Annotated in this window: 23 protein-coding genes and 1 pseudogene; 8 read left to right on the top strand and 16 right to left on the bottom strand. The window is 68.2% G+C overall.

The window, feature by feature from the left end; translation table 11 throughout:
• Positions 1 to 448 precede the first annotated feature (448 nt).
• From ABZW14_RS21975 to ABZW14_RS21950, 6 genes are all read right to left on the bottom strand, one after another.
• Positions 449 to 766: a hypothetical protein gene (locus ABZW14_RS21975; RefSeq protein ID WP_355349437.1), complete on the bottom strand. Its 318-nt coding sequence runs from the start codon at positions 764 to 766 to the stop codon at positions 449 to 451.
• A 579-nt stretch (positions 767 to 1,345) separates the two neighbouring features.
• Complete coding sequence (locus ABZW14_RS21970) at positions 1,346 to 2,044, bottom strand: hypothetical protein (RefSeq protein ID WP_355349434.1); 699 nt, start codon at positions 2,042 to 2,044, stop codon at positions 1,346 to 1,348.
• A 51-nt stretch (positions 2,045 to 2,095) separates the two neighbouring features.
• Positions 2,096 to 3,085 (bottom strand): hypothetical protein, encoded by a 990-nt coding sequence (locus tag ABZW14_RS21965; RefSeq protein ID WP_355349431.1) that lies wholly within the window; start codon positions 3,083 to 3,085, stop codon positions 2,096 to 2,098.
• Positions 3,086 to 3,685: 600 nt separating this feature from the next.
• On the bottom strand, positions 3,686 to 4,720 hold the full coding sequence (locus ABZW14_RS21960; protein ID WP_355349428.1) for a DUF3800 domain-containing protein: 1,035 nt from the start codon (positions 4,718 to 4,720) through the stop codon (positions 3,686 to 3,688).
• A gap of 285 nt (positions 4,721 to 5,005) precedes the next feature.
• Positions 5,006 to 5,371, bottom strand: coding sequence for a hypothetical protein (locus ABZW14_RS21955; RefSeq protein ID WP_355349425.1), 366 nt, complete (start codon positions 5,369 to 5,371; stop codon positions 5,006 to 5,008).
• Positions 5,372 to 5,587: 216 nt separating this feature from the next.
• Entirely contained in the window at positions 5,588 to 5,827 is a 240-nt protein-coding gene (locus tag ABZW14_RS21950; RefSeq protein WP_013476970.1) for a GntR family transcriptional regulator, read from the bottom strand.
• 418 nt (positions 5,828 to 6,245) lie between these two features.
• Here ABZW14_RS21950 and ABZW14_RS21945 point away from each other — a divergent pair, with 418 nt between their 5' ends.
• Together ABZW14_RS21945 and ABZW14_RS21940 are read left to right on the top strand one after the other, a co-directional pair.
• Positions 6,246 to 6,464 (top strand): flavin reductase, encoded by a 219-nt coding sequence (locus ABZW14_RS21945; protein ID WP_355349422.1) that lies wholly within the window; start codon positions 6,246 to 6,248, stop codon positions 6,462 to 6,464.
• A complete protein-coding gene (locus ABZW14_RS21940; RefSeq protein WP_355349419.1) occupies positions 6,461 to 6,634 on the top strand; it encodes a hypothetical protein in 174 nt (57 codons plus the stop codon). Before ABZW14_RS21945 ends, ABZW14_RS21940 begins: the two co-directional genes overlap by 4 nt.
• A gap of 129 nt (positions 6,635 to 6,763) precedes the next feature.
• On the opposite strand, the gene ABZW14_RS21935 is transcribed toward ABZW14_RS21940, so the two are convergent.
• Entirely contained in the window at positions 6,764 to 6,967 is a 204-nt protein-coding gene (locus tag ABZW14_RS21935; RefSeq protein WP_355349605.1) for a tyrosine-type recombinase/integrase, read from the bottom strand.
• 380 nt (positions 6,968 to 7,347) lie between these two features.
• Between ABZW14_RS21935 and ABZW14_RS21930 the strand changes: the two genes are divergently transcribed.
• Positions 7,348 to 7,827 (top strand): hypothetical protein, encoded by a 480-nt coding sequence (locus tag ABZW14_RS21930; RefSeq protein ID WP_355349416.1) that lies wholly within the window; start codon positions 7,348 to 7,350, stop codon positions 7,825 to 7,827.
• Positions 7,828 to 8,018: 191 nt separating this feature from the next.
• Here the strand turns inward: ABZW14_RS21930 and ABZW14_RS21925 are convergent, their stop codons facing one another.
• Positions 8,019 to 8,321, bottom strand: coding sequence for a hypothetical protein (locus ABZW14_RS21925; RefSeq protein ID WP_355349413.1), 303 nt, complete (start codon positions 8,319 to 8,321; stop codon positions 8,019 to 8,021).
• 172 nt (positions 8,322 to 8,493) lie between these two features.
• A pseudogene (locus ABZW14_RS21920) lies at positions 8,494 to 8,924 on the bottom strand (hypothetical protein); the annotation flags it as partial.
• Between the two features lie 210 nt (positions 8,925 to 9,134).
• On the opposite strand from ABZW14_RS21920, the gene ABZW14_RS21915 reads away from it, so the two are divergent.
• Together ABZW14_RS21915 and ABZW14_RS21910 are read left to right on the top strand one after the other, a co-directional pair.
• A complete protein-coding gene (locus tag ABZW14_RS21915) occupies positions 9,135 to 9,698 on the top strand; it encodes a dihydrofolate reductase family protein (RefSeq protein ID WP_355349411.1) in 564 nt (187 codons plus the stop codon).
• A gap of 212 nt (positions 9,699 to 9,910) precedes the next feature.
• Positions 9,911 to 10,441, top strand: coding sequence for a GNAT family protein (locus tag ABZW14_RS21910; protein ID WP_355349408.1), 531 nt, complete (start codon positions 9,911 to 9,913; stop codon positions 10,439 to 10,441).
• Between the two features lie 187 nt (positions 10,442 to 10,628).
• On the opposite strand, the gene ABZW14_RS21905 is transcribed toward ABZW14_RS21910, so the two are convergent.
• Positions 10,629 to 11,858, bottom strand: a complete 1,230-nt coding sequence (locus ABZW14_RS21905) for a low temperature requirement protein A (RefSeq protein ID WP_355349405.1) — start codon at positions 11,856 to 11,858, stop codon at positions 10,629 to 10,631.
• A gap of 710 nt (positions 11,859 to 12,568) precedes the next feature.
• Positions 12,569 to 12,979, bottom strand: a complete 411-nt coding sequence (locus tag ABZW14_RS21900; protein ID WP_355349402.1) for a hypothetical protein — start codon at positions 12,977 to 12,979, stop codon at positions 12,569 to 12,571.
• Positions 12,980 to 13,077: 98 nt separating this feature from the next.
• Here ABZW14_RS21900 and ABZW14_RS21895 point away from each other — a divergent pair, with 98 nt between their 5' ends.
• Positions 13,078 to 15,759 (top strand): AAA family ATPase, encoded by a 2,682-nt coding sequence (locus ABZW14_RS21895; protein ID WP_355349399.1) that lies wholly within the window; start codon positions 13,078 to 13,080, stop codon positions 15,757 to 15,759.
• Positions 15,760 to 15,887: 128 nt separating this feature from the next.
• Here the strand turns inward: ABZW14_RS21895 and ABZW14_RS21890 are convergent, their stop codons facing one another.
• The gene (locus tag ABZW14_RS21890; RefSeq protein WP_355349396.1) at positions 15,888 to 16,640 is read right to left on the bottom strand and encodes a TetR/AcrR family transcriptional regulator C-terminal domain-containing protein; all 753 of its coding nucleotides are present in this window, start codon (positions 16,638 to 16,640) and stop codon (positions 15,888 to 15,890) included.
• A 24-nt stretch (positions 16,641 to 16,664) separates the two neighbouring features.
• Here ABZW14_RS21890 and ABZW14_RS21885 point away from each other — a divergent pair, with 24 nt between their 5' ends.
• Together ABZW14_RS21885 and ABZW14_RS21880 are read left to right on the top strand one after the other, a co-directional pair.
• Positions 16,665 to 17,795, top strand: coding sequence for an FAD-dependent monooxygenase (locus tag ABZW14_RS21885; protein ID WP_355349393.1), 1,131 nt, complete (start codon positions 16,665 to 16,667; stop codon positions 17,793 to 17,795).
• Between the two features lie 94 nt (positions 17,796 to 17,889).
• On the top strand, positions 17,890 to 18,564 hold the full coding sequence (locus ABZW14_RS21880; protein WP_355349390.1) for a hypothetical protein: 675 nt from the start codon (positions 17,890 to 17,892) through the stop codon (positions 18,562 to 18,564).
• Between the two features lie 160 nt (positions 18,565 to 18,724).
• Here the strand turns inward: ABZW14_RS21880 and ABZW14_RS21875 are convergent, their stop codons facing one another.
• The 4 genes from ABZW14_RS21875 to ABZW14_RS21860 form a co-directional block, all read right to left on the bottom strand.
• Positions 18,725 to 21,511: a BTAD domain-containing putative transcriptional regulator gene (locus tag ABZW14_RS21875; RefSeq protein ID WP_355349387.1), complete on the bottom strand. Its 2,787-nt coding sequence runs from the start codon at positions 21,509 to 21,511 to the stop codon at positions 18,725 to 18,727.
• Positions 21,512 to 21,704: 193 nt separating this feature from the next.
• Complete coding sequence (locus ABZW14_RS21870; RefSeq protein WP_355349384.1) at positions 21,705 to 22,112, bottom strand: hypothetical protein; 408 nt, start codon at positions 22,110 to 22,112, stop codon at positions 21,705 to 21,707.
• Between the two features lie 333 nt (positions 22,113 to 22,445).
• Positions 22,446 to 24,923 carry a M14 family metallopeptidase gene (locus ABZW14_RS21865; RefSeq protein WP_355349381.1) on the bottom strand — a complete coding sequence of 826 codons (2,478 nt, stop codon included), beginning with the start codon at positions 24,921 to 24,923 and terminating at the stop codon, positions 22,446 to 22,448.
• A gap of 306 nt (positions 24,924 to 25,229) precedes the next feature.
• Positions 25,230 to 26,489 carry a glycoside hydrolase family 3 N-terminal domain-containing protein gene (locus ABZW14_RS21860; RefSeq protein ID WP_355349378.1) on the bottom strand — a complete coding sequence of 420 codons (1,260 nt, stop codon included), beginning with the start codon at positions 26,487 to 26,489 and terminating at the stop codon, positions 25,230 to 25,232.
• Positions 26,490 to 26,559 lie beyond the last annotated feature (70 nt).

Raw genomic sequence — 26,559 nt, 5'->3', positions numbered from 1 at the left:
CCTGGCACCGCCGAGAGGGCAGCTGACGCCGGAGGGCGGAATCGTGGTCATGCCACTTCCCGCCGATGGGTCATGTCCTTTCACGCTCGTGAATCTGGTGAGTGAGCTGGCACAGGTGGGGAGCCTGGGATTTCGGCATCCGGCGGGTTGCCGCAGGCTGCACCCACCCGTGGAGCAGTGCGAATCCGGGCCATCGTGGACGGCAGGGAAGACCGTGCTGGGCCGCTCAGCGGATTCAGAGGACCGGCATGGGGGCCGGTGCGATCGAGAGCCGGCGGGACGTGGCCCGCATCAGCGGCAGGACGGCCGCTCGGCATCTCCGACGTCGAGTCCAGCGATCCGGCGGGAAGGCCGCGCTGGTGTGCTCGACGAAGGTCAGAGTAGCACCGGGTACCGACACGTCAACGTGCCGTGAAACTGCTGTCGAGCCAATCAGGTCCGGCGGTGCCTACAGAGCGATGCGGTTGACGACCGATCGCTGGACCGGACCGGTGTACTCGGTGAGGCTGAAGCGGCGATGCCCATCCGTGGGATGAACGGTCACGGCGACAACGCTCTCGTCTTCGAATCGCAGCGTGAAGACGGGGTCGAGTTCGCACAGGAATGCAAAAGACTCTCGGTCCTCGTCGCTCTCGCTGACCAGGCGACCGTCGGCCTCCCAGCCGCCGGTGACGGCGGCAATTACGACGTCCACCTCGACGCTGCCAAGCAGGGTGGAGGAGTTCGCCCACCAGTCCAGCCAGCACCGGCCTTCGAAGCGGTCCATGCCGTCATCTTTGCAGGGCGAGGCCCGGCCGGCCGGCTGCCGAGTGTGAGAACTTTCCTTACATCGATCAAGGCGGCCCCTGACGGGCCGCACGCGCCGCCGCCTGGGCGCGCGCCGGCCGCTGCCGCTGTCGCTCTGCGGCCGTCACGCCTGACGCCCGGCGGCTGGCGCGGAGAGCGGGAAGCCCGGAGGGCCGCCGCAGAACGGAGGTCGTTGACCGGTGGTGGGTGGGCCGGCAGCCGGCCGGGCCGCGCGGCCGCGAGCCCGCGCGGCGTAGGGGAGCGCACGCCGACCGCGTCGGCGAGCTGGCGGCGGTCACAGGGTTGCGGTTAGGGCGCCTCCGGCGGGGGCGCTCCGGCTCCAGGATGGTTGGGGCACCGTCGGCGGTCACGGTCCGTGGGTGGTTGCGGAGGGAGCCATCCCGTCTGCCATCGACCCGGGCAAGCCGAGCACACCACCGCCCGGCCCGCCAACGTTCGAACGGCCGTCAATGCCCGCTTGACGTGGCGGGCCGGGCGGCGGCCCGCTCCCCAAGAGGGCGGGTCGATGGCAGACGGGATGGCGCTTAGGCGGCGCCCTTCAGGCACCGCAAAGTTCCATAATGCGTCGGCTCAGTTGCAACAATCGCTCTGATGATTGGTGGTACTGGTAAGTCTCCCAGTAGGAGAGCCCTATCCCAAAAACGCCAAGAAGGGCAAATGCGATACAGGCGGCAAGCGCCTGTCGAAATTGATTTCTCCAAAACGCGGCTGCGCTGGGCCGCTCTGCAGGGATGACCTTTGTGTCGGCAATGTGGTCGGAGGCCAGAGTCACCTCGGGTGATCCCTCCGTAATCACATCAAAGCTGATTCCCGCTCCACGCTTCAGCAGCGTGGGGCGGACCAGGACTTTTGTGCCTTCGGCCGAGACAATTTCTGCTGAGGTGAACTGGATGGACGCAAGTGCGGCTAGGGTCCCAAAGTCTAGGACAAGGGGCTGGCCCTGATCAAAGTCGCTTGACTTGATGTCATAGCGTCCGGTAACGAGTATCTCGACGTGGGTCAGATATGGAGTTTCCAAGACGCGGTTATTGACTTCCACCAGCAAGGAGATTCGATCTGTGGAGCTCTTGCCGATGAGAGGCGCTGGCTTTACCCATTGAACTCTGAGCTCTCGCTTGCCGGGGAAGAGCGCGCTGCGACTGTACCTGATCCCTACAATTGCAGCAACCAGCGCCAACCCTGAGACAATGAGTGTGGTTAGGTTGAAGGCCTCTCCGGATAAAAGATTTAGCGACATAGGTCCTCTGCCTATGGGTGGGCCGCAGCAGTGCGACTTACCGGGATGATCTCATGAGATGCGATTGACCAAGATGCCAATCGGGACGGATAGCATCAGCGTGATGAGGAACAGAATTCGCCTCGTGCCTGAAGACTCCGCGCCATCCTGGGTGATTTCAAAGGGTGGGAAGAGCCAGTTATGGAAACGAGAAGCTGTGCCAGAGACGCTTGAGATCAACCAGGCGATGATTCCGGCCCAAAATCCTGCGATCCAAATCGGCTGTCGCGCCTTTATTATTAGCATGACAGTGATATAGGGAACGGCGAAGTATAGAAGGCTCAAAGAAAATTGAGCGCTTGGCCGCCTAACGACGGCCCACCTCGGTACGCCCTTCTCGATCTCATCGCTTACGCGGGCGAAGGCCGCCCTAGCCCATCCAGCTGATGGGGAGGTGACTGTCAGGGATACTGGACGGTCTGTTCTGAAGGGCGAGTCACCTTGGCCGCCCAGCCTGAGGTGGATCCCGTCAGAAACGTACTCGCTTGTTCTGCCGTATTGCCTGTCAGGCGGGCGAGAACCGTCCGCTCTGAACCGAACACTCACGGTGCTGCGGCGATCCATCTCCGCCAACACCTCGTCGACTCGTCCGTAGACTTCCTCGTACTTATCGACGACTGTTAGTTCAACAATGTCCTCCTTGGAAGCCTCTTCGAAGCGGGTGAGTTCCGAGTGCAGCCGCTGATATTCGTAGTGGTTCTTATTGGCGAAGCGCCTCGCTCTCTTCTGCATGATCTGAAGAGCATTTTCGGCTCCGTCCGCGGCGTTCATCGCCATTGACTCTTGCTCTTCTGCGCCTGACTCCCAATCGCGAATTATCTCGACTGTGGCTTCATCGAAGGTGTTCAGAAGGGCGTTAAGCTCGGATCGCTTCTTTTCTGCGACTTCACGACGGCGTTGGTCTACAACCTCTTGGACCACTCTTCCCAAGGCGTTTAGAGCCGACATATCCCCGGCCCAGCATGTCCAACTCGTCTTCCTGGATGTTGTCCGCTCGTTCATCCGGCTGATGACCCCTATGCATATCCACTTCGATGGAGGACAGAGTACGGGCTCGGTGCGACGCGCGGGGGTGCCAGCGCCTCGGAGCGGCAGGCTGTGACGCCGAACTGTCCGCTAGCCAGCACCTCTCCAGGCGCAGTGTCGTCGGGTAGCGGACAGCAGGCGTGCCGCAACAGCGCGCGCGGTCGGACTGAGCATCCGGTCTGCTTGGGGAGCGGTGAGAGTCTGTTGGCTTGCTCTGGGCCTCCCGATTGACATATGTAACTAGGGAGCTACGCTGTGTCACGGTCGCCCACATTTGGTGCGCAACGTGGAGGGAGTCCGGTGGTGGGTTGGGGGCAGTGGCTGATGGTAGTGGGACTGATCCTCTTCGTCGGATGGGGCATTACCTTCTGGATCATGCAGCGTCGCGCAGGTAGTCACAAGCTTTACTACTCGGATGGCTGCCCCAAGCCCCTTGCTGAAAAGGCATTCCGCGCTGACGGGTCTCGCAAGAACATCCTGCCGCGACCAGGAGACGGAGAGGTTGACGAACTGGAGCACCTCCTCGAACACCGGAGAGAACGTGGGTGAGCCCGAGGCTGCGAGGTGACCGGAGAATCACCGCATGGCTTGGGAGCGGGTTGGCCCGGCAATGACTGGCGTCGGCTGAAGCGTTTGCCACACCCCCGAGTCTGACCACAGCGAGTCCGGATGGATGAATGATCTTAGGGCAGGCACAGCGTCCAGAGCGCCAACGTCACCACCCAGAACGCGCTGAACGTATTCGCGCGAGATTCCCGCAACCAAGTCAGCGACCTGGACACGGCTGTCCTTCTTGCTGTCCACCAGCTTCACCTGCTGGACTCGGATCTGTTGAACGTTCCTCCAGTACCGGTACAGCACACCAACCGCCTCGGGTCGCTCCAGGTGGCTGTACTTGTCACAGTAGACCCGCAGGGGTTGCTCCCGAAGACTTGCCCACCGGCTGACCGTACGCTCCAGCGCTGGCACAATCGGGTCTAGGGCGCTAACCGTTGGTTCATCGAGCAAATCCTGGAAATCCTCCGCATACTTGCGCGATGCCTTGAGCACCGTCAGAACCTCGTCCAAGCGTTCCTCGCCCGTGTGCGCCGGCAACCGACCAACGAGGTGAAAGAACTGCTCGACGTTGACTTTCTCACCGCTACGCACCCGCCGGCGGTGCAGGCTGTTGAAGGCCGCTAGCAGCTCCTGCCAGGTCTGCCCTAGCACTTCGGGTCCGCGGTGGTAGAGCGTTTGAGCCATCCGACGCACCTCGCCGCCCTGGACGATGTCGATCCCCTTGCCGTAGAACACCTCCTCGACGAGCAGGTCAATGATTTTGGCGCAGATAAAGTAGTCCTTCTCCACGAGATACGTGCAGGCATTGCCGAGGAGAGGGCTTTCGGAGCCCATTAGCCACCGAACAACCTTGTCATTTCTCACCACGCTCTTGGCCTTCAACTCTTGGGCCTGGCTGCCCGTCCGCTCGCGTGCCTCGGCCATGATTCTGTCCGCCTGACCATGAGTCAGGATGACGCTGCCGAGGGCGAATACGGGGTGAGTCGCCGGAACCAGCTGCTCTCCGTCCGAACCCGACTCGTCGCACGCCACCGCTGTACCACGGACCTTCATGGCATGGACTCTGCCATGGTCGGCTGCTGGTGAGCCAGGGTGTGGAGCCCAGCCGAGTCGCGCCAGCCACCTCGGTTAGGAAGGCGTCGTTGACCAACTTCGCCTGACAGGCCACGGGCCCGCCGGCAGTTCAACGCGAAGTAGCAGACAAGCTGACCGAGGCAGCCGGGAGGCAGCGACAGCAACAGCAACGGCTGGCATCAGAAGACACAGGACGGCTGACAAGCCTTGCTGTGCAAGGCAGGACAGCAACCGACAGCATCCGAAGATGTCCCCCACCCGCGTTCACACCGAAGCGTCGTTGGCCGTTGGATCGGGAGAGTGAAGGCGGCGCTGGTGATCGCGGTACGACGCTTCGGCTGCCTCCGCCGATGCTTCTCCGAAGACTGTGCCGCAGCCGAGGCACTCGACGTGATACATCCTGCTGCCGGAGTTGTCTTCCTGCCACCTGTGCGGCTGGCCTGCCTTGACCCACTTCGGCGCCCACGTGACGTCAAACGCATAGGTGATGTTGGTGGCGATGGCCTCGGCGACGTTCTCCAACGTCGCGTCGTCGAGCCGTAGGTTCAGCGGGACGTTCATGGCCACGAGCTCGCCACGGATGTTGTCGGCGAGGCGTTGGAAGATGTCGATCGGTGGCTGCTCAGGCACCGAGCAATGGTCGCACGCTGGGTCGGCGAGCCTGAGGTTGTGACAGGGGGCGGCTTGACATCAGCGGTTGACCTCAACGCTGGCGGCCGTGGCCGTACGCGCTCGCACGGTTTTCCCCTCCGGTCTGGACCCGGCGGCCGTCAGCGGACACTCCGACACTTGCGGGAAGCGCCTTACAAGCGAGGGCTCCCGGCTGTGTCTGGCTGTAGAAAGGGCCTACTCGGCGACGAAGACGCCTACGCCTGGCAAGGTCTCCGTCATCCCCTTGATCCGTAGCACCTGCATGGCGCGGTCGATCACGGGCTCGGTAACGCCGTAGTGCTCGATCAACTCCCGCCGGCTTGGCAGCTTGGAACCCGGCGGGAATTCGCCGGACGCGATGCGTTCGGCCAGGTCGTCGGCGATCTGCTCGTAGCGGTAACGCGGTGGCACGGTGTTCCCCTCGGTTGGCAACACGAGTAGACCACCTACACCAGCCCTTGACTACCCAACGGTACCTGTGGGAGGTTGCCGAGGAGGTCGATTCCCCCGGTTGGCGCTGTGGGCCGTCCTCGCCGGCGTGGATGTCCGGCGCATCCCCCACGGTCGGGCATCCACGCCTCCGGACACCTGCGGCACGAGGAGGCGGCAGTGAACCCATCCGGTTACCCGACTCGGCGGTCCGTGACCCTGATGGCTCCGGCGAGCCGATGAAGCGGGTCTCCTACGAGGAGTACGTCCTGGCGGCGGCGCTCACCCTCGCCCGTCGCCATCGGCCCGTGTGGTCGTGGCGGCACTGGCGACACGTCTGCCGCTGCGGCGCGACCCTGCCGTGCCGAAGCCGTCACCGCATCCCAATCAACCGCGGCCACTGGCCCAGCCAGGACGGCCGGCGATGACGGCGCACCTCCCGGTCAGGCCCTCGTGGACGTGCGGCGGCTGCGCGGGGGAGTGGCCATGCCAGACCCGGCGGCGGGAGCTGCGAGCCGAGTACGACCAGGCCTCGGTGTCGCTAGCCCTCTACCTGGCCGCCCAACTCGTTGACGCCGCCCAGGACCTGACCCGCGTCCCCGCCGGCCACCTGCACCACCGATTCCTCGGCTGGACCCGATGAGCATCCTGCGACCCGGCGACGAGAAGTTCCACTACAGCGACGGCTCCCACAAGTGGATCCCACCCCACCCGGACTACGACCAAAAGGTCTGGGACGAGCAGGTCCGCCAGCACAAGCAAGGCCACCTGAGAAACGAGCGCCCGAAGGTCCGCGTACTGCGCGTCGTCTGATGCCAGCAGTACAGCACCGAAGTACAGCAGCCGTGCCAGCCGAACCGAGCCGAGAAGCGCCCCAGCAGGCCCTCTGACCTCGCATCGAGCCAGATCCGACCCGCTCGCCGAGAGTTCACACCGAAGAGGTCACTGGTTCGATCCCAGTATCGCCCACCACGAATAAGCAGCAGAGGCACCCTCGGAAGAGGGTGCCTCTCTTGCTGACTGTGGGTGTAGAGGTTGAGCGTGGCCCATCACGGCCTGGACGTCGTTGACCGGGACGCCGCGCGACACCAGTTCGGTCGCATACGAGTGGCGTAGGTCGTGGAAACGTAGCCCACCCGGCGCCATTTTCGCCACGTATGCGACCGCTTCCCGCTCGGTGGTGAACTCCGCGCTCCACTTGACGCCTTCCGGGTCGACCCACGCTGCCCGCCACTTGAAGTGGCCCAGGCGGCTTACCTCCCCGAGCAACTCGGCACGGACCAGCGACGGACGCCAGACGCGAGCCCGGAACAGGGTTCGACGCAGCGGACCGGCGGACGAGTTGGTGAACACCTCATCCCGAGGGCCGGCTGGGTACGCCTCACGATGCGCCGCCAGCAGCTCGACCGAGAAGTCCGTTAGGGCGAGTACTCTTCCTGATCTTGTACGCGGGTAACTGCTTTGCATAGACTCTAGGCGATGCCGTGCACCGCGGGGCGTACGGCGCGCCATCGTTAGGGGATGACGTGTTCGTCAGGAACTTGGCACGGGTGGGCATTTCAGCCAGCGTAATGGCTGCTGGCGTTTTCGGCTTCGGCGTCGCTGCGCAGGCGGCACCCTCGTCATTTACTGCTAAGGCGATTCACGCGAACGGTGCGGGCGCGCTGGCCGCGCAGGCAACGGGTGGGCTCGCGTGGTACAACCGATCGGCAACGCTTACTAACGTCGCCTTCTATGTGGCGGCTAACGAGTGCGGCCGGTTCACGGTCATCGGTATGCAGGGAAGCTCCTATGTGGATTCCTACGACTACCCATCCTCTACCGGTTGCGTGCGCCCAGGGTCCACCGGTAGGATCTACGACCTCAAGAACATCGCGCTTGATGGTAGTGACTGGTCAGGCGGAATCACCGACATCTTCGTCTACGCCGTGGATGTCGATCACAACGTTACCGGATTCGCTAAATGTGGACGCGCGGCGAGTAACTGCGTGGCTGGCCAGTACTGACCACTTGTAACGCGATGAGCTTCTAATTGCAATAGTTACGTGGCCGCCGAATGATTCGGCGGCCACGTTAACCTATCCCCGGCCACTACGCGCGCGCTGCGGGGTAGATCATGACGCTTTCGTCGATGGAGCCCGGCAGCTGGTGGGGTCGGGATGGCAGCCAGGTGGGACTGCGGCGATCAGACCAGTCATCAAAACATCAGGGTAGCGAGGAAGAGACCGACCCAGCCCGCGAAGATGACGACCAGGGCCTTGCCAAGCAGGTCGTTGATCCGATTGACCCGGGCGGGTAGCCGTTCCTTCAAGCGGTCGAGGACGTGACGGGTCATGCTCACGGACAGGAAGAGCGCGAGGGCTGCCGTCCAGGCGCCGCCGAACAGGCTGTAGCCGGCGAGGGATGAGACTAGCCAGATCAGCATAAGGAGATGTGTGACCACGGCCGCCAGGACGGCATGGGGGATCGACGCGGAGGGGCGCGGCTGAGTATCGGTCACTGCCCCATGATGGCCGGTAGGCGCCAGCCCGTCGATGCCTACGAGTGGTTGCACTCGCCGCTGCAAGGCCCGCACGAAGCGGCGGGCGGGTCTTGCGCGACGCCGGCTGTTTAGGCCACCAGGCTCGACGTGGTGGGTCGCTACGTCAGCAAGAAATCAGCAAGAGGTCCGGTCATCCATCGTTAGGCGATCTTCGACGGTGACCGGCTGGCACGCGACAGCATCCGGTGGCATCGGCTGAAGCGCCGCAGCGGGCGAGATCAACATTCACACCGAAGAGGTCACTGGTTCGATCCCACTGGACGTCGAGGTCGGCGAGCAGGGTGGCGCAGGTGCGTCTGGCGTCGTGGACGGTGATCGCGCTGCTCCTGCCTCCTGTTCTTGTCTGAGCTTGATGGCGGTCAGGCAGATGTCGGGCAGGGGGAGGGCGTCGGATGCTTGGGGCTTGGTGTCGCGATGCAGGAGTTGGCCGCGGACTCGTTGGAGTTGGCGGCCGATGGTCAGCTCTCCGGCGTCGAGGTCAACGGCCTCCCATGTCAGGCCGAGTGCCTCGCCCTTGCGCAGGCCGGTGACGAGGACCAGCGCGTCGCCGGCGAAGAGTGGTCTTCGAAGCGGACAGCGCTGGCGTGCGCCGACCAGTCGACGATCCCGTGGAACTCTTTCTCGGGATGGCGTCGGATCCGGGCCGAGTCGTTCGTAGAAGGGGCGAGAGGCGGAGAGGTCTGCCCGGTCCCGAACCAGACGTGATGCTCCACCAGCTGGCAGGCGAGGGTGACATCCCAATCGGGTCCTACGTGCACCGGAGGTAGAGGCATGGCAAAGCTGATCTACGTGACCAACGTGTCGATTGACGGCTATATCGAGGACGAAGGCGGAGTCTTCGCCTGGTTCCCGCCCGACGACGAGGTATTCACGTTCACCACCGACCTCCTGCGGTCGGTGGGTACGTTCCTCTACGGGCGGCGCCTGTACGAGATGATGGCTGTCTGGGAAACCGACCCTGCTCTAGCCGCGCAGTCCGGCCTCATGGCTGACTTCGCCAGCGCCTGGCAAGCGGCGAACAAAATCGTCTACTCCACGACTCTCACCGAGGTGTCAACAGCCGCCACCAGCCTGGAGCGCCGTTTCGACCCCGCCGCCGTACACCAGCTGAAGGCCACCGCCGGCAGCGACATCACCATTGGAGGCGCCAACCTGGCGGCGCAAGCCATGCGGGCTGGACTGGTTGACGAGTGCCAGTTGTTGGTCTGGCCCACGGCCGTCGGAGGCGGCAAGCCGGGGCTGCCCACCGGCGTGCGCCACAACTTCGCCCTCCTCGACGAGCGCCGATTCAAGAACGGCGTCGTTCACCTCCGTTACCGCCCGCTCGGTCACTGAACATCTCGGCGCTGCAGCCTGTGTGACGAGCGCCCGCCCACCCGTCCGCCGCATGGTGAGACCCATGAGCGTTCGCCGGCTGTTTCCCAAGCATCGGAGGTCCATCGCATGACCGAGTGAACCCTTCTCGGCTACTTGTTTCATTGACCTGCGATCGTGGCCCGGCCAAGCCTGGGCAGGCAGGAGAGATGCCGGCCTGGAACGATGGGTGGGTGAAGATCACCCGACTCATCACTTCCGAGGACGCGCCGGCCCTGGCCGAGGTGCTCCGCGCCAACCGTGAGTTTCTCGCGCCGTGGGACCCGATCCGTAGCGAGGACTACTTCACGGCAGAGGGCCAGCGCGCCGTCATCGAAGCGGATCTCCAGCAGTACGAGCAGGGATCGAAACTGCCCCACGTCATCCTCGACGACTCCGGTCGGGTGATCGGCCGCATCACGCTCAACGGCATCGTGCGTGGCCCGTTCCAGTCGTGCGCCATGGGCTACTGGGTGAGCGTCAGCCACAACGGTCAGGGGTTCGCGACCAGGGCGGTTCGGGAGATCGTGCGGCTGGCGTTCGATGAGTTGGGGCTGCATCGGGTACAGGCAGAAACCCTGCTGCACAACGCCAGGTCGCAGCGGGTGCTGGAGCGCAACGGGTTCGTGCAGTTCGGCATGGCGCCGGAGTACCTCAACATCGCCAGCCGGTGGCAGGACCACGCCATGTACCAGGTGGTGAAGCCGTCGTCGGCAACCGGCTGAACGGCATCGCCCACCGCAGTGCACGGAGCCGCGCCTTGACGATCACGGTGCCGGTGTTCGCTGACGCTGATCGCGCCAGCTGTCGACACAGCGTCAGAGGCACAGAGACTGGACACCCGGTCGTGGGCCGTGTCGGGTCCCAGGATCTGTGTGGCGGAACAGCCTCAAGACGTAGGTGGCAATTCCGCTAGCCGGGTGGTGACGGCGCCTCGGGCGGGTGTCCGCGGGCGCGGGCCGCATCCGAGATGGCGATCCCGGTCAGGACGAGGGCGGCAGCGGCGGCGACCACGACCGGCGGCAGGAGGAGCATCGCCGGTGCCAGGGCGGCCAGTGCGAGGACGCCGATCGGCCGGGACCGGGACACGCGGCCGAATACCGCGTGCTCGAAGCGGGCGCGCCCGGCCATGTACAGCGCGGGTCCGCCCAGGATGACGGCGATCCAGGCCGGTGGGGTGTGCCCGAGCGGGTGGGCGATGACGAGTTCGTCGCCGACGGCTGCAGCGACCACGCCGGCCACCATCACCAGGTGGGCGTATGACGCCGATCGGGCGAGGCGGACCGGGTCGGCAGACGCGGCGATCGCTCCCGCCAGGACCTGCCCGGCGCGGTAGATGTAGATCCGCCACAGCAGCACGGTGGTCGCGATCGACACCGCGAACGCGGCGCTCCGGTCCGGCGCGAAGCCGCTGCTGCTCAGCGCCAGTCCGGTAACGAGGATCAGCTCGCCGAGCGCGATGATGAAGAACTGCCGGTAGCGCTCGGACAAATGCTCGCCCGAGATCACAAGGTCCTGGCTGGGCGAACGGCCCGCCCCCGGGGTGGGGAAGCCGATCCTGCCCGCCGTGTGGTCAAGCACCACCGCGAGGGCCCACAACGCGCCCCGCGCCGTGCCGTTGACGAGCGCCCCCGCGATCCACGGCAGCGCCGACAGGCCGTACCAGAACAACCCGCGCACGCTGTGGCGCTGCAGTTCGTGGCCACGCAGGACGACAGCGAGCACGAGCCCTCGGCCGAGCTGTACGGCGACGTAGGCGCCCGCGAAGATCAGGCCCGTGTCGCCGAACGCCTCCGGCACCGCGGCCGCCATGACCAGGCTGCCAACCATGGTCGCGATGACCAGCGCCTGGATCACCGGTCGTTGCGGGTCCGTCCGGTCGGTCAGCCATGCGGTGCTGGACCAGACCCACCACATGGCTCCCAGCAGCACCAGGGTGCGGAATGCGCCGCTCCACCCGAGATCCTCGGCCAGGCCGCGCGAGAGCTGAGCGAGCGCGAGGACGAACACCAGGTCGAAGAAGAGTTCCAGGAACGTAGCCCGCTGTGGATCCCCGGCTTTCCGCAGCAGCTCTGCGGTCCTGCCCGTCGTCATCGGCTCGCCCGTCCTGCCACCTTTGCCCAGTTTAGAGCATTCTGTCATGCGTCAGCAGTGGTGACTGCGGATGTGCCGCCGCGGGTTCGCCGTCTTGGTGAGGCGGTGGGTGGCGTCGGTGGCCCTGCTGGCATACGCGGCGAGGTGGCCGGCGGCCTTGCCGTCCGTCAGCTCACCGGCGGTGCTGTTGATTCGGCAGCCCCGGTAACCCGGACTCCCTAACGACGGCTGCCAACGATATGAGAGGAAGACATGAGAACTGTTGTACGTGTTGCGCTGGTCTGTGCCAGCAGTGCCGCACTCGCGGTCGGGTTCGCAGCGACCAGCGGTGCGGCATTCGCCGCCAACCCCCATACCCCCGGTGGAACAGGCCAGCCCTCGAAGGAGTGTGGCGACGAAGGCGCCACGACGAGGCCGGGTCACTCCGCCGAGGCTCCCGGTCCCGGTTCCCCGTTCAGGCCGGACGGCGGCATCGCCGGGGCGCACTACGCGGGGGAGCAGCCGCAGAACTCGAAGAACCCCAAGTCCGTTGCGCAGTACGACGTCGCCTGCTTCCAGGTAACCCAGAACCACTGAACACCCACCGGTGCGCCGACGCGGTCAGACCTTCGCGGACTCGGCTGCACGGGCCTCACCGGGTTGTTCGCGTCGCAGTTTGAGCGCGGTCCGGCAGGTGCCGGGCAAGGCAACGGTGACGTCGGAGATCCCTGACCACCGGTGCCCGCCCGTCACGGGCGGGCACCGGAGGCACGACGGACTCAGACCGCCTTGCGGAGCCCGGCAAGCTGCAGAGCGGCAAAGCCGGCGACCACTACCGCCTGTGCGATCACAAATGCGGTGCCGAGGCCGGTCAACGGGAACCACCCGGCGACGAGCAACTCCACGCTCGCGATCACCCATGCGGTGTTGGCAGCGATCACGACACCTACGGCGGGCCTGCTCACCTTCGGCTTCGACGCGAGGAACAGCAGCGTGGCGGCGAAGGCGACCAGGAACGCGCCAATCGGGTAGAGGAAGGCGGCGGGCAGGCCGAACATCTTGCCGAAGATCGCTGCGACAGCGAGGTAGACGACCCCGTTGGCGCCCGAGCCGATCGCGTCCTGCTTGAGGGCGAAGCGGAGCAGCTTGGCGTCATCGGCGGTCTGGACGGTGCTGGCGATCGTAGCCATATCGGAGGTCCCTTCGTGGTGCTGACGTGCGTCTGGTCACGAAGCTACGGAGATCGGCGCCATCCCGAATCAGTCGTCGTGACGGTAGGTTGCCAGTCGTGTTGCACGGGCGGGCCAAGGAGCAGGCAAAGATCGATCGGCTGCTGGAAGATGTCAGGAGCGGCCGCAGCGGCACCCTGGTGATCCGTGGTCCGGCGGGAATCGGCAAGTCGGCGCTCCTGGAGTACGCCGCCGGGCAGGCAGCCGGCATGCGGGTGTTACGCGGCGTCGGTATCGAGTCCGAGGCGGCATTGCCGTTCGCCGCACTCCACCTGCTCCTGCGAAGTGGCCTCGATCGGATTCACGCCCTGCCCGACGCGCAGGCCACCGCGCTCAGCGGCGCCCTGGGATTGTGCGACGCGCCGCCGGACAGCCGGTTCCTGGTCGGACTGGCCACGCTGAGCCTTCTGTCCGAGGTGGGCGGGGACGGTGCGCTGATCTGTCTCATTGACGACGCGCAATGGTTCGACCAGGCGTCCCTCGACGCCCTTGTGTTTGCCGCGCGCCGACTCGAGGCTGACGGCGTCGCCATGATCTTCGCCGCTCGCCCGGATTTCCATGCCACCGGACTGCCCGAACTCCGGCTGGACGGCCTGGACAGCACCGCGGCGGCAGCCCTGCTGCCCGTCGACCTTCCACCCCAGGTACGGGCGCGCCTCATTCAGGAGTCGGACGGCAACCCGCTGGCGCTCATCGAGTTACCCGCCGCGCTCAGTCCCGAACAGCGGGCGGGACGATTGTCGCCGGTGGGCGCGATGCCCGTGGCCGATCGTGTCCAGGAGGCCTTTCACGCGCAGATGGCGGAGCTTCCCGAGCTCGCGCGCACCGCGCTACTGATCGCGGCGGCGGGCGGCTCAGGTGAGCTCGCGACACTGGTCGCTGCCGGCGCTTCGCTCCACGGTCTCGAACTGGCCGAGCGGAGCAGGTTGATCGAGATCAGGGGGTCGACCGTCGGTTTCCGTCATCCCCTGATCAGGGCTGCCGCCTATCAGAGGGCCCCGGTCAGCCAACGTCTCGCCGTACATCGAGCTCTTGCCGAGGCGCTGAGCAGTACGACCGCGCCGGATGCCGCCGACCGGGGGGCCTGGCACCTGGCCGCCGCCGCGCTCGGTCCCGACGAGGACGTCGCGCAACAGTTGGAGGAGGCGGCGGGTCGAGCCCGCACGCGTGGCGGTCACGCCGCGATGGCGGCCGCCTACGAACGGGCCGCCGAGCTCACCGCCGAGCCGGTACGCCGATCCGCGCGGCTGGCCGCTGCGGCGCTGGCCGCGAGCGACGCCGGCCTGATGGGCCGTGCCGCCGCACTCGCCGACAACGCCACCCCCGACGTGAACGAGCCCACAATGATCGTGGCGCTCACCCAGGTGCGCGCCCATCGCGAATTCGAGCTGGGCTCCCCGCTGGCGGCGGGCCGAATCATCATGGACACCGTCCCTCGCGTCGCTGCCCACGCCACCGACCAGGCCAGCTGGCTGCTGGTGGAGGCCGTTCGCTGCGCCTGGTTCGCCGGTGACGCGCGGCTGGCGGAGCAGGCAGCCGCGACGCTTCACGCGCTTCCCGGTTCGCCGCTGGTCAGCCAGGCGATCGGGCTGACCCGGCTGCTGCGCGGCGACATCCCCGGCGGAATCAAGCTCATCACCGAGGTACTCGACGCACCTGCGCTCGCCGAGCTGGGCGTGCCGGGGCTCACCTTCACCGCTGGTGTCTGCCTCCCCGCGGGCCGTGCCGCCTTCTGCGAGGAGATCGCCGGACGTGTCGTGGCGGAATGCCAGCAGAGCGGGATGGCTGGCTGGCTGGCGTTCGCGCTGCAGGACCAGGGGTTCGCACAAGGGCTGCTCGGCCGGTACGGCGAGGCGCTGGCGACGCTCGACGCGGGGCTGCGGTTGGCGACGGATCTGGGTCACGAGCAGCGGGTCACCCAGCTCACGTGCTGTATCGCCTGGGTGCTCGCCCACCAGGCGGATGTGCCGGGATGCCGCGAGAAGGCCGAGGAAGGCGTTCGGCGCGCCGACGAACAAGGGCTGGTTCTCGCCGCGACCATCGGGCGGTGGGCGCTCGGCCGGCTCGAACTCGCCCAGGGACACCCGGACGCCGCCCTGCGGCAGTTGGAGGCCGTCCCGCCGGTGGGAATCGGAGTCCTCTGCGCCGCTGACCAGGTCGAGGCAGCCGTCCGCAGTGACCAGCCGGACCGGGCGAAGGAGCCGCTCGATCGCTACCTGACGTGGGCGCGGCAGGTCCGTCAACCGGCATCGGACGCGATCGCCCTACGCTGCCGGGCCCTCGTCGACCAGGACGAAGCGCACTTCGTGGACGCCGCTCGTCTCCACGCGAGCGACGACCAACCATACGAACAGGCGAGGACCCGGCTTGCCTACGGCGAGTGGCTGCGACGGGCCCGAAGGCGGGCGGACGCCCGCGCAGAGCTACGCGGCGCACTGCAAATCTTCGATCGACTCGGTGCGGAGCTGTGGGCCCGGCGGGCCCGTGCCGAGTTGCGTGCGACCGGGGATGTGCCGGCTGCGCCGCGCAAGGCCGGTGATCCGCTCAGTGTGCTCACTCCCCAGGAACGGGAAGTCGTCCGGCTGGCGGCCGGTGGTGCCTCCAACCGCGACATCGGCGCCCAGCTCTTCCTCAGCCCGCGGACCGTTGGCTACCACCTCTACAAGGCGTTCCCCAAACTGGGCATCTCCTCACGATCCCAGCTGGCGGCGATCGTCCGGTCCCGCTTCATCGAGGGCTGACGGCCGCTCCGTCAGCGGCGCGTGCAGCCGGGCTTACCCCGATTCGGCTCGGTGGCCGGTGATCTCTGCGCGAACCAGGCAGTAGCAGAAACGCTGACAGAAGTCGGCCTCTGGGCCGAGTGCTGCCGTCACCCTTCGAATCGGCGGTTGCGGGCCGAGTAGGAGCGCTGGCCGGTGATGCCGTCCAGGATGGTGGTCAGGTTGTGGTGGAAGGTCTCCTCGGCGTTGAGGTGGGCGCCGTCGATGACCAGCCGGGCGACGGTGGGGTAGCGGCCTGTTTCGAGCATGCGTGTCAGGTAGGGCCCGAGAGCGGCCTGCCAGGCGGACTCGTCGGTGCCGGTTGACCGGGCGGTGCGCCGCTCGGTGATCTCCCTGCGGAGCGCTCCTACGATGAACGCGTTGAGGGCGCCCAGGGCCCGCTGGAGATCGTCGATGGTGCGTACGCCAGGGGCCTGGCTGAGCGCCGCGGCGGTCGACTCGGCCACGGCGAGCGCGTGGGGTCCCAGGTGTGGCCGTGCGCCGAGCAGGTCGGCGAACCACTCGTGCTCCAGGGCGACGTCGCGGGTCCGGTGAACGATGGCCAGCACCGTGGCGCGCCACTCGGCGTGGTGGCCGGCCTCGGCGATCCGGGCGTACACGGCGTCGACCATCAGGTCGAGCAGTTCGGATCTGTTGACCACGTAGTCGTAGAGCCGCATCGGACCGACGCCGAGCTCTTTGGCGATCTTGCGTACCGACAGCCCGTCGAGGCCGTCTGCGTCGGCGATCCGGATCGCCGTGGCGGCGATCTTCGCGCGGCTCAGCGGCACCGGCGCCGTCCGTGGCTGGGGCTCGGGCCGTTCCCAGACGGGCAGCGGTGCGCTACCGTACGGCGTATCCATGAGATACAGCGTACGGTAACGGAGATGTTGATGCGAATCGCGATCGCCGGTGGTGGCCTGGGCGGCCTGACGCTGGCCCGGATCCTGCACCGGCACGGCATCGGCGCCGTGGTCTACGAGCGCGAGGCGAGCCGATCGGCGCGCTCGCAGGGCGGCTCGCTCGACCTGCACCCGGAGTCCGGGCAACGGGCCCTGACCGATGCGGGTCTCGCCGGCGGCTTCCGGTCCGAAGCGCGGCCGGAGGGCGAGGAGCATCGCATCCTCGATCCGGCCGGACGCACCCTCGTGCACCACAAGCCGCAATCCGGCTCGTTCTCCGGACGCCCCGAGATCGACCGCGGCGCGCTGCGTGATCTTCTGCTCGATTCACTCCCCGCCGGCACTGTCATGTGGCGGCACCGGCTCGTCGCGGCGGTGCCACGACCCGGCGCAGGCTTCGGGCTGACGTTCGACGGCGGTCACCGCGCCGACTGCGACGTTCTCATCGGCGCGGACGGCGCCCGCTCGGTCGTCCGGTCGCTGCTGACCGACGCGGCACTGTCTCCCGTGGCCACCCTGGTCGAGCTGGGCATCAGCGACGCCGACCGGCGCCACCCGGATCTCGCCGAGCTGGTCGGCCCGGGAAACCTCTGGTGCATCGGCGTGAGCCGGATTCTGGCAGCGCAACGCCTCGGCGACGGCAGCATCCGAGTCGGGATCTCCCTACCCGCGGACGGCCGTCACCTGGACACCTACCGCAGCAAGCGCGCTCTGCTGGACATGTTCGACGGCTGGGACCCCCGCCTCACCGCACTCATCGAAGCCGGCGACACTCCGCCGGCGCCACGCCGGATCGAGGCGATGCCCGCCGGTGCACGCTGGGCCCACCAGCCGGGCATCACCCTCATCGGCGACGCCGCGCACCTCATGCCGCCGGTCGGTGAGGGCGCCAACCAGGCGATGCTCGACGCCGCCGAACTCGCCGCCGAACTCGCCACCGATCCCGCCGACCCCGACGCGGCGATCCGGGCGTACGAGGAGGCGATGTTCACCAGGATCGAGCCGATCGCCCACATGTCCGCACGGGTTCAGGCGATGATGCTGTCCCCCACCGCGGCCGACGACATCGTCCGCTTCTTCACGCGGCGGCCCGCCGAGCCGGCACCCGCAGACTGACGGCGCGCGACGCGGCGGCGCCGCCCCTGCCCGCGATCACCGGTCGTCCACGGCCCGGCGCAAGGTGTCAGAGCCTCCTGTCAGGATCGGCGCCGTGACGGCATGGAGATACAACGATCGCCCGGAGGGCGTCCGGTTCCTGACCGAGCGGATCGCGGAGCCGGGTCGCGGGGAGATCGAGCGCGAGGTCTGGGACTGGATCGTGCGAGGCGAGGACGACCCGGACGAGTTCGTGGAGTTCTTCGACGACGAGGAGCAGCGCCACGGCGCCTCCGACGAGGAACTCCGAGCGGCGCACGAGAAGGCGCTGGCCGCCCGGCGGGAGCAGCAGCGGCAGTGGGGTGACGTGCGGAGCAACCTCACCCGGGCCTTCGACGACCTCACCGGGCTCGGTGTGCTGGCCAGGGAGAACTTCAGCTGCTGCGGCACCTGCGCGGCCGCTGAGATCCACGACGAGCGGGACGACTCCCGGCACTGGCACGGATACCTCTGGTACCACCAGCAGGACACGGAGTCGCTGGTCGCGAGCGAGGACGGCGAGGTCTACCTCGGCTACGGCGCCTATCCGCCGGCGGACTTCGACGAGGCCGCCTATGCCGCGCTGCCGGAGGCCGAGCAACAGGCCCGCTATCAGGCGGACCTGGAACGGTTGCTGGACGACGTCGTCTTCCCGGTACTGCGCGAGCACGGCATGCGGGTGGAGTGGAATCGCAAGCAGTCCACGCGGATCCGGGTGACCGGCGCCCAGTGGTATGCGCGACTGACCTGAGGACGAGGACGACACCGGCTCTGTCCGTGGGCGCAGAGCCGGTGTCGGGTCCCCGATCGGGCGGGCTTTCTGAGTGATGGAGATCGACGTCAGAAAGCTTCGGCACGGGGGCTCGGGTCGTTCTTGAACGCGTGTTGAACGGGCCTGCGTGAATACGGTTTCACCGTGCCGCGGCGCGGTCGAGTTCGCGCAACGCCTCGGCCACCTGATCGGCGTTCGGATGGTCGAGTTCGCGGAGGAGGGTCAACGCCTGCCCCAGAAAGTCCCGTGCCGGGCCCATGTCGCCGGCGGCGCGATGGCTCGTCCCCAGATGCGTCAGGATCTCCGCCTCGTTGTACCGGTCCCGGAAGCTGCGGACCAGGTCGAGAGCCCGCTGGTAGCAGGCGTTGGCATCCGCGTGCCGACCCAGGTGGTGGTATGCGTAACCCAGGCTGTCCCAGGCGCCCGCTTCCGCATGCCGGTCGCCGATCTCCTGGTTGAGCTCGACGGCCCGCCGGCAGTACGCCAGTGCCGCCTGGTGATCGCCGAGTTGTGCGTGCAGCCACCCGGCGTTGTTGACGGCCAGCGCCTGCCCGGCCCGGTGCCCGGCCTGCCGGTAGAGCTCCAGGGCCAGCTCGTTGTGGTGGAGCGCATCGGACCACCGGTCCTGCTCGTGGTGGACCCAGCCGAGCCCACGGTGGGTGTGCGCCTGGCTCACCAGGTCGCCCAGTTCCTCGAACAGCGAGAGCGCCTGGCGGTGGTGCCGGTGGGCCTCGTCGAGCTCCCCGAGCTGCGTGTGGGCCACCCCCAGGCTGCGGTGGGAGCAGGCCTGCCGGCGCCGATCGCCCAGGCGGCACGCGGCACGCAGCGCCGCCCGCTGGGTCGTCGTCCAGTCGCGCCAGTGCCCCTGCTCGTCGAGGTAGCTCTCCAGCGTCCAGGCCAACTGCCAGGTGTACGCGTCGAGGCCCTCCTGCGCCGCCCGGCCGAGGATGCCGAGCAGGACGGCGTGCTCGGTGTGGAACCAGGCCAGGGCCTGACCCTGGTCGGCTACCGGATCGAGGGTGGGCGGGCGCTCCGTGGGCGGCAGTGTGATCGGCTCGCGCAGGGGGTCGAGCAGGCGCGCTGCCGCGTGTGCGGTGTGCAGGTAGTGGTCGAGCATGCGACGCAGGGCGGCCTGCCCGGCCTCCGGGAGATCGCGCTCGACCTGCTCCGCCGCGTACAGGCGAACCAGGTCGTGCAGGCGGTATCGCGTCGCGGTCTGCTGGTGCACCAGGTGGGCCTCGTGCAGTTCGTGCAGCAGCGTGCGGGTCTGCTGCGCGGGCAGGTCGTTGAGGCTCGCCGCGGCCCCGAGGCTGACCTCGGGGCCCGGGGTGAGACCGAGCAGGCGGAACACCCGGGCCGCCCGGGGCTGCAGGGCCCGCGTGGAGGCAGCGAAGACGGCACGCAGGTCGGCGGTCAGGTCGCCGGTGGTCAGGGCGTCGAGCCGGGTCGCCTCCTCGGACAACTCCTCGACGAGAGCCCGGAGCGGAAGGTCCCGGTGCATCGCCGCGCGGGCCGCCACGATGCTCAGGGCCAGCGGCAGCCCATGACACCGGGCCAGCAGCGCCGCGACGCTGTCGGGTTCCTCCGCGACCCGTCGCGACCCGAACCGGCGGGACAGCAGGTGGTGGGCTTCGTCGTCGGTCAGCACGTTCAGGGTGAACCCCTGCGCCCCCTGCGCGAGGAGCCCGCCGAGACGGCGGCGGCTGGTCACCAGCACGGTGCAGGTGGGGCTGCCCGGCAGCAGCGGGACGACCTGCGCCGTGTCGTGGGCGTTGTCCAGCACGATCAGCATTCGCCGGCCCGCGATGAGGCTGCGGTAGAGGGCCGCCTGCGCGTCCAGGCCGTTCGGAATCGCCTTGGGCGGCACGGCGAGGGCGTCGAGGAAGCCGCGCAGGGCGACCGGTGGCGGTACCGGCTCGGCGGCGGGGTCGAAGCCGCGGAGATTCACGTACAGCTGGCCGTCCGGGAAGCGGTCCAGATTGTCGTACGCCCAGCGCAGGGCCAGCCAGGTCTTGCCGATGCCGCCGATCCCGCCGATCACCGCGACGGCGACGGCCTCCGCGTCGCCGGCCGGACCGTCCAGGAGGTTCGACAGCGTCGCCAGTTCGCGGACGCGGCCGGTGAACAGAGGGGGTGGCGCCGGCAGCTGCCGGGGCGTCGGAAAGGGCGGCGCCGTCCCGGTCGCCGGCGCGGCGAGGGCCGGCTCGCCATGGAGGATGCCCAGGTGCAACGCCTGCAGATCGGGCCCGGGGTCGACACCGGTCTCGTCCGCCAGGACACGCCGGAGCCGGTCATAGTGATCGAGCGCCTCGGCCTGCCGGCCGCAGCGGTAGAGGGCGCGCATGAGTTGCCCGGCGAGACGCTCGTCCAGCGGGTGGGCCGGTGCCTCCCGCAACAGGTCGGGCAGCACCGACGCGTGCAGGCCCAGCCGGAGCGCGACATCCGTCCGGTCCCGCTCGGCGGCGATTCTCTCCTGCGTGAGCGCCTCCCGCATCTCGTTGAGCCACGGGGTGTCCAGCCGGGCGAAGGGCTCCCCGCGCCACAGGCCGAGGGCCTCGTCGAAGCGGCGCAGCGCCGCCTCGTCGTCGTCGTCGGTCCCCGACCCGGTGACCAGCTCACGGAACCGGTGCAGGTCCACCGCGGCCGGATCCACGGTGAGCAGGTAGCCGCCCGATCGGCGGGAGATCCGGACGCCCTCGGCGCCGGCCAGGCAGGACCGCAGCCGGGACAGGTAGCTGTACAGCGAGTTCACGGCACGTTGCGGACGATTCTCGGCCCAGACGCGGTCGAGAAGTTGGTCGACGTGTACGACGCGGTTCGCCTCGATGAGCAGGACCGCCAGGACGCTGCGCTGCCGCGCGTGACCCAGGTCGACCCACTCGCCGTCGATTCCCGCCTCGACCTCGCCCAGCAGCCTGAACTTCACCGACACCGTCCCCCGCGGTCGTCCATTCCCGGCTTGACCAGGCGATTCAAGATTTGCTCAAGAAACCTCTCCAGTGTACCCGGTGACATTTACGAGTTCGAATAGTTAAGGTCCTGCGCCTACGTTCTGGGACGGACGCGAAAAACGGGCCCCGCGACTCCGAGGAGTCGCGGGGCCCGCTGAACCGGCGGCGTCAGCCGTTGGCGGAAACCTCGAAGACGCGGCTTCCGCTGACGAACGTGGACCCTTCGTAGTTCGCGACGGTGAACGTGATGTAGCCGGACTCCGCGATGTCGAGGTCGATGTCGACGCAGTTGCCGTAGCCGGGGTAGTAGTGCTTGTTGCCGCTCCACGAGCCACCGTTGATCGCGTAGTTCACCACCGGGTGATGGTTGTTGCCCGTGTCGCAGACCCAGAGGTGCTCGCCGTAGGGGGCGAAGCAGGCGAAGGCGCCGCCGTCGAACGAGTAGCCGCCGTAGCAGGCCGACGGCGGGCTCGCCGCGGCCTGGACCGTCGGCGCGGCAGCCGAGGCCGGCGCGACGAACGTCAGCACCGCACCGAAGGCGAGGGCGCCCACCGTAGCGATTCGCCGAAACTGCATGGAAACCTCCTGTGAGAGTGGTCCCGGGCGTCCGGGATATCTGCACCAGAGGCTGCCGGTGGAGGTGTGGACAAACCTTGTGCGGAGGTTGAATCGCCTGATGACGGCTACGGGCTCAGCGACGGGCCCGGACGGTCGAGTACGGGGTCAGGGCCTGGGCCGGCCGGAGGACGTCGACGGCACCCAGCAGGAACCACAGGCCGAGCGCCGCGACGCACGGCGGGAAGCCGAACTCCCGAAAGGACGCGGACAGTCACGACCATCGCCTCGCCAGTGAGGGCGAAACCCCCACTGACGAGGCGATGATCAGGGACGACGCGCCGTGGCGCCTGACTACTGCTCGATCGTGATCGTCGCCGTGCGGTAGTTGTTGCGCTTGTCGGTCTTCGACGGGTCGTAGTTCTGCTCGATGTTGCCGGCGCTGTCGACCGAGAACCAGCGGAAGGTGGTGGTCTCGGTCACGTGGAACACCTGCCCCGGCTCCCGGAACTCGGTCGCGGCGTAGCGCGGCGACTCGAGGGTGGGCCGGCTGCCGTCCGTCGTGTAGTAGATGGTGGCCGGCTCGCTCGTCTCGAAGCGCACGTCTACGGGCCCGGAGTACTTCGCGCCGCCGGGAACCAGCTGCGACGTCGGCTTCTGGTGGTCCTTGCCCCAGTCCGCCGCGATCCGGAACATCTCCATGATGCCGTTCGCGTACTCCATCGTCTCCGAGTGGCCGCTGACGAGGTCCGGGTTCCCCACCCACGCCGGCTGGAACGAACCGCCCTGCCAGTTGCCGGTGGCCGGGTTGTAGATCGAGCCGCCGACCTCCCAGCCGAAGGCGTAGATCCCGTAGTTGTGGTACAGGTCCTCGCGCACGTTGCCCGCGGAGGAGTAGAGGACGTCCGACGAGCCGCCGACGTTCTCCGGCGTGACGACGGTCTGCCGGTGTGCCTTGACCTGCGACAGGATCCGGGCGGCCGACTGCCAGTAGAACGCCTCGTCACCCAGCGGCGGACGGGGGGTGGTGATCCGCCCGTCCGCGATGTAGGCGCCCGGCTGCCAGAACAGCTGGCCGCCGTTGGAGTGCACCGACATCATGAACTTGATGTTCGAGTACTTCTCGACCAGCCAGATGATGTTCTTCGACTCCGGCTCGGACAGCTTCTCCGGGCCCTGGTAGGTGTCGCTGACGCAGCTGTTCGACCCGCCCGAGTAGCCGTCGTGAGCCGACCCGACCCGGTAGTTCCGGTTCAGGTCGACGCCCCAGGAGTTGCGCCGCGCCGGATCGGCGTTGTCGTCCGCGCAGTGGTTCGTCATGTTCCGGCGCTGCGAGGCGAAGTTGTAGAAGCTGTAGTTCGCCCCGTCGGGGTTGTTGGACAGGATGAAGAAGACGTCGGTGTTGTCGACGATCTTCTTCGTCTCCCAGTCGGACTTGTAGTTGTGCACCAGACGCTCGGCCGACTCCAGGCTGGTCGTCGCGGGCACCCACTCGCGGGCGTGGTCCTGCGCCTGGATGAGCACACCCGGGTTCCTGCCGTCGCGGTGCTTGCCGATCCGCAGTACGGGGATCGTGGCCGGCCCGCGCGGCACCTCGCCCTCCGGCGCGCCGACGCGCTTCTGGTCGAGGAAGTCGGTGAGCGCGACCGGGCCGGGGGTGGCCGCCACGATGCCGGTGCCCGTGTTGGTGCGGTACGGGTGCGCCCGGTCGATCAGGCCCTGGGACTGGCTCTCCAGCGCCGCCGCCACCTGCGTGGCCGTGCTCGACGGCGCACCGGAGGCGTCCTTCGCGAGGAGGACGCGGATCGCCTTGCCCGTGACCTCGACCCCGAGCGGGAGGTTCGCCCCCGGCCGGTCCACGAACTCGACCGTGATGTCGTTGCCGCCCTCGTGGCCCCAGGCGGCCGAGCTGACGACGACCGCGCTCTGCCCGGTGCCGCCGATCGTGGCCTGCGCCTTCCGTTGGTAGCCGTTCGTCTTGTTGGGCAGGTAGACGATCTCGGCGATGTCCGGGTACTGGCGGGCGATCTCCTCGGCGCGGCTGAAGAGCTGCTGCGGGTGCCGGTAACCGTCGACGAAGTCCCACTTGTACGCGGGGTTCGCGGTCAGCGGCGGCGCGCCGTCCTCGAGCCAGTTGGAGACGTAGGCGGTGGTGACGCCCCCCGTCGAGCTCGTGACCCGGATCTGGCTCGGGCGGGTGCCGAGCTTGAACAGGTTCCGGTGGAACATGTACTGCCCGGAGTCGACGAACCGGCTCATCGTCCGGGCGGAGCCGAACGCCGTGCCCGGGCCCGAGTCGTTCTCGAGCTGCATCCCGACGATCGGGTTCGTCTGCGCCCCTTCGGTCGTCCGCGCCTCGACGTACAGGAAGCCCTGGCCCTTCGTCGTGAACCAGTCGGCACGGGCGATCCGCACCGTCTCCTCGTGAGCGAGCGGCTGGACGGCGTTCGTGCGGAGGGCCTGGAGGCCGCCGTCGGCCTCCTCGCTCCAGGCGAAGCCCTCGCCGTCACCGAGGATCTCGACGCCCAGCGCCTCCAGTTCGGCGACCTGCTCGGCGGTCGCCACCGCCTCGCCCTCGATGCCGGTCGGCACGCGCTTGAGGCCGTGTTCGAGGTCGAAGCCGGCGGCGGCCACCTTGTCCAGCATGTCGGCGCCGGTGAGCTTGATGCGTACGAGGCGTGCGGCCTCGGGAGCCTCGAGGCCGGATCGTCCTGAGCCGGCCGCGGCTGCCGACCCCGTGGGATCCGCACCCGCGGGCCCGGTTGCCATGAGGACGCTTCCCACCAGCGTGGGCAGCGCGAGCAGCGCAATGCGTCGTTGTATGCGTCTCATCTCTCCCCTCCTTCTGCTTGCGACGGGTGGTCGACGTGGCGGCCGGCCCTGCTGCGGGTCGGGCCGATCCCGCCACGACGGTCATGCCGAGCTCGCGCAGGGTCGTCCCGTGCACGACGGTGGTCGCCGCCGTGACGGGATCGGGGAGGACCGTGAGTGAGCCTGGTGCGGTGAGCGTATGCAGGTTCGTCGCTCCGACGGATCGGCCGAACTGGATTTGAGCATTACTTGAGGCGTGCAGAGTCGACGCTCCCGGGCCGGTTCGCCGCGGGTGGAGCCGCGGCGGACGGCCGCCTCAGGAGGCGGTCAGTGGAGACGGGCCCGCAGGTCGGTGACCCGATCCGCCGCGGCGAGGAAGTCGGCGGCGTCGAGCCGGCCCCCGGTCCGGGCGTCGACCAGGGCGGCGGTGGCGGCTTGGCCCTGGCCGACGTCCCGGGCGGAGCACAGGATGAGGTCCATGCCGGCGGCCGCGGCGGCGACCGCGCGCCGGCCGGTGCTGCCGTAGTTCGCCAGCGCACCGGCTTCCAGGGCGTCGGTGACGGTCACTCCGGTGAACCCGATGCGGCCGCGCAGTTCCTGCCGGACCACGGTCGGCGACAGGCCGGCCGGGCGGCTCGGGTCCAGCCCGGGGTAGATGGCCCAGGACACCATGACGAGGTCGACGCCCGCGGCGACGGCGGCCGGGTACGGGAACTCGTCGGTCCCGCGCAACGTGGCCGGCGATCGGGGCAGGGTGACCGGCCCGGTGTCGGTGTTCTGTGCCGTTGCCGCCCAGCCCAGTCCGGGGAAGTGCTTGGCGGTCGCGGCCACGCCGGTGCGCTGCTGGGCGGTGATGAACGCCCGCCCCAGGCGTGCGACGGTGCCGGGGTCCGCGCTGTAGGAGCGCTGGTACTGGTCGATGAAGTTGCCCGCGGTGGAGTAGACGTCGAGAACCGGGGCGAGGTTGACGTTCATGCCCACGGCGGCGAGCGTGCGGCCGGCTCCGGTGCCCGCCGCGGTCGCCGCGGCCACCGGATCGGCGGACCGGCCGATCCGCTTCTCGGACAGCGCGGGCGCCCCCGGCAACCGCCGGATCAGGCCACCCTCCTGATCGACCATCAGCAGCAGCGGCACGTGGACCGGGCTCTGCGCCTGGGCTCGGCGCAGCTGGGCGATCACCGAACCGATCTGGGCGCTGCTGGCGATGTTCTCCCCGAAGAAGATCACCCCGGCGGCCTCACCGGCGCGGATGATCCGCAACAGGCTCGCGGGCGGCGTCAACCCGGGGTAGGAGTAGATGATCCGTTGCCCGGCCAGTTGCCGCCCGGTCAGGCCGGCCCACCTGGTCGGGGCCGGCCCGGACGGTGCCGGTGCGAGTGACGTGCCCGGGACCTTCGGCGGCGCGGTCGATGTGGACGGTGACGCGACCCATCCGCCACCCGATCCGCCGGGCGCGGGCCGGATCGAACGTGCCGCATCAGGCGTGGACGGCCCGGGCGTGGGGGCGTGCGCGGACTGGCAGGCGACCAGGGCAAGGCCGAGCGCCCCGGCGACCAGACCGGCGCGAACCTTCGCCGCTGGGCGCATGACCACCTCCGGGTAGCCCGCACCGATCCGCCGCACCTCGTGTGGCGGCCCTGTCAATGAGAAGTATGTG

It is taken from the genome of Micromonospora sp. NPDC004551 (assembly GCF_040609975.1).
Lineage (GTDB): Bacteria > Actinomycetota > Actinomycetes > Mycobacteriales > Micromonosporaceae > Micromonospora.
This window is presented reverse-complemented; position numbering and strand designations above follow the sequence as displayed.

Excerpts from the sequence above, each read along its gene's own strand:
- ABZW14_RS21975 (WP_355349437.1), bottom strand. The coding sequence starts at position 766 with ATGGACCGCTTCGAAGGCCGGTGCTGGCTGGACTGGTGGGCGAACTCC.
- ABZW14_RS21970 (WP_355349434.1), bottom strand. The coding sequence starts at position 2,044 with ATGTCGCTAAATCTTTTATCCGGAGAGGCCTTCAACCTAACCACACTC.
- ABZW14_RS21965 (WP_355349431.1), bottom strand. The coding sequence starts at position 3,085 with ATGAACGAGCGGACAACATCCAGGAAGACGAGTTGGACATGCTGGGCC.
- ABZW14_RS21960 (WP_355349428.1), bottom strand. The coding sequence starts at position 4,720 with ATGAAGGTCCGTGGTACAGCGGTGGCGTGCGACGAGTCGGGTTCGGAC.
- ABZW14_RS21945 (WP_355349422.1), top strand. The coding sequence starts at position 6,246 with ATGACGGCGCACCTCCCGGTCAGGCCCTCGTGGACGTGCGGCGGCTGC.
- ABZW14_RS21940 (WP_355349419.1), top strand. The coding sequence starts at position 6,461 with ATGAGCATCCTGCGACCCGGCGACGAGAAGTTCCACTACAGCGACGGC.
- ABZW14_RS21935 (WP_355349605.1), bottom strand. The coding sequence starts at position 6,967 with ATGGCGCCGGGTGGGCTACGTTTCCACGACCTACGCCACTCGTATGCG.
- ABZW14_RS21915 (WP_355349411.1), top strand. The coding sequence starts at position 9,135 with ATGGCAAAGCTGATCTACGTGACCAACGTGTCGATTGACGGCTATATC.
- ABZW14_RS21905 (WP_355349405.1), bottom strand. The coding sequence starts at position 11,858 with ATGACAGAATGCTCTAAACTGGGCAAAGGTGGCAGGACGGGCGAGCCG.
- ABZW14_RS21900 (WP_355349402.1), bottom strand. The coding sequence starts at position 12,979 with ATGGCTACGATCGCCAGCACCGTCCAGACCGCCGATGACGCCAAGCTG.
- ABZW14_RS21890 (WP_355349396.1), bottom strand. The coding sequence starts at position 16,640 with ATGGATACGCCGTACGGTAGCGCACCGCTGCCCGTCTGGGAACGGCCC.
- ABZW14_RS21885 (WP_355349393.1), top strand. The coding sequence starts at position 16,665 with ATGTTGATGCGAATCGCGATCGCCGGTGGTGGCCTGGGCGGCCTGACG.
- ABZW14_RS21870 (WP_355349384.1), bottom strand. The coding sequence starts at position 22,112 with ATGCAGTTTCGGCGAATCGCTACGGTGGGCGCCCTCGCCTTCGGTGCG.
- ABZW14_RS21865 (WP_355349381.1), bottom strand. The coding sequence starts at position 24,923 with ATGAGACGCATACAACGACGCATTGCGCTGCTCGCGCTGCCCACGCTG.
- ABZW14_RS21860 (WP_355349378.1), bottom strand. The coding sequence starts at position 26,489 with ATGCGCCCAGCGGCGAAGGTTCGCGCCGGTCTGGTCGCCGGGGCGCTC.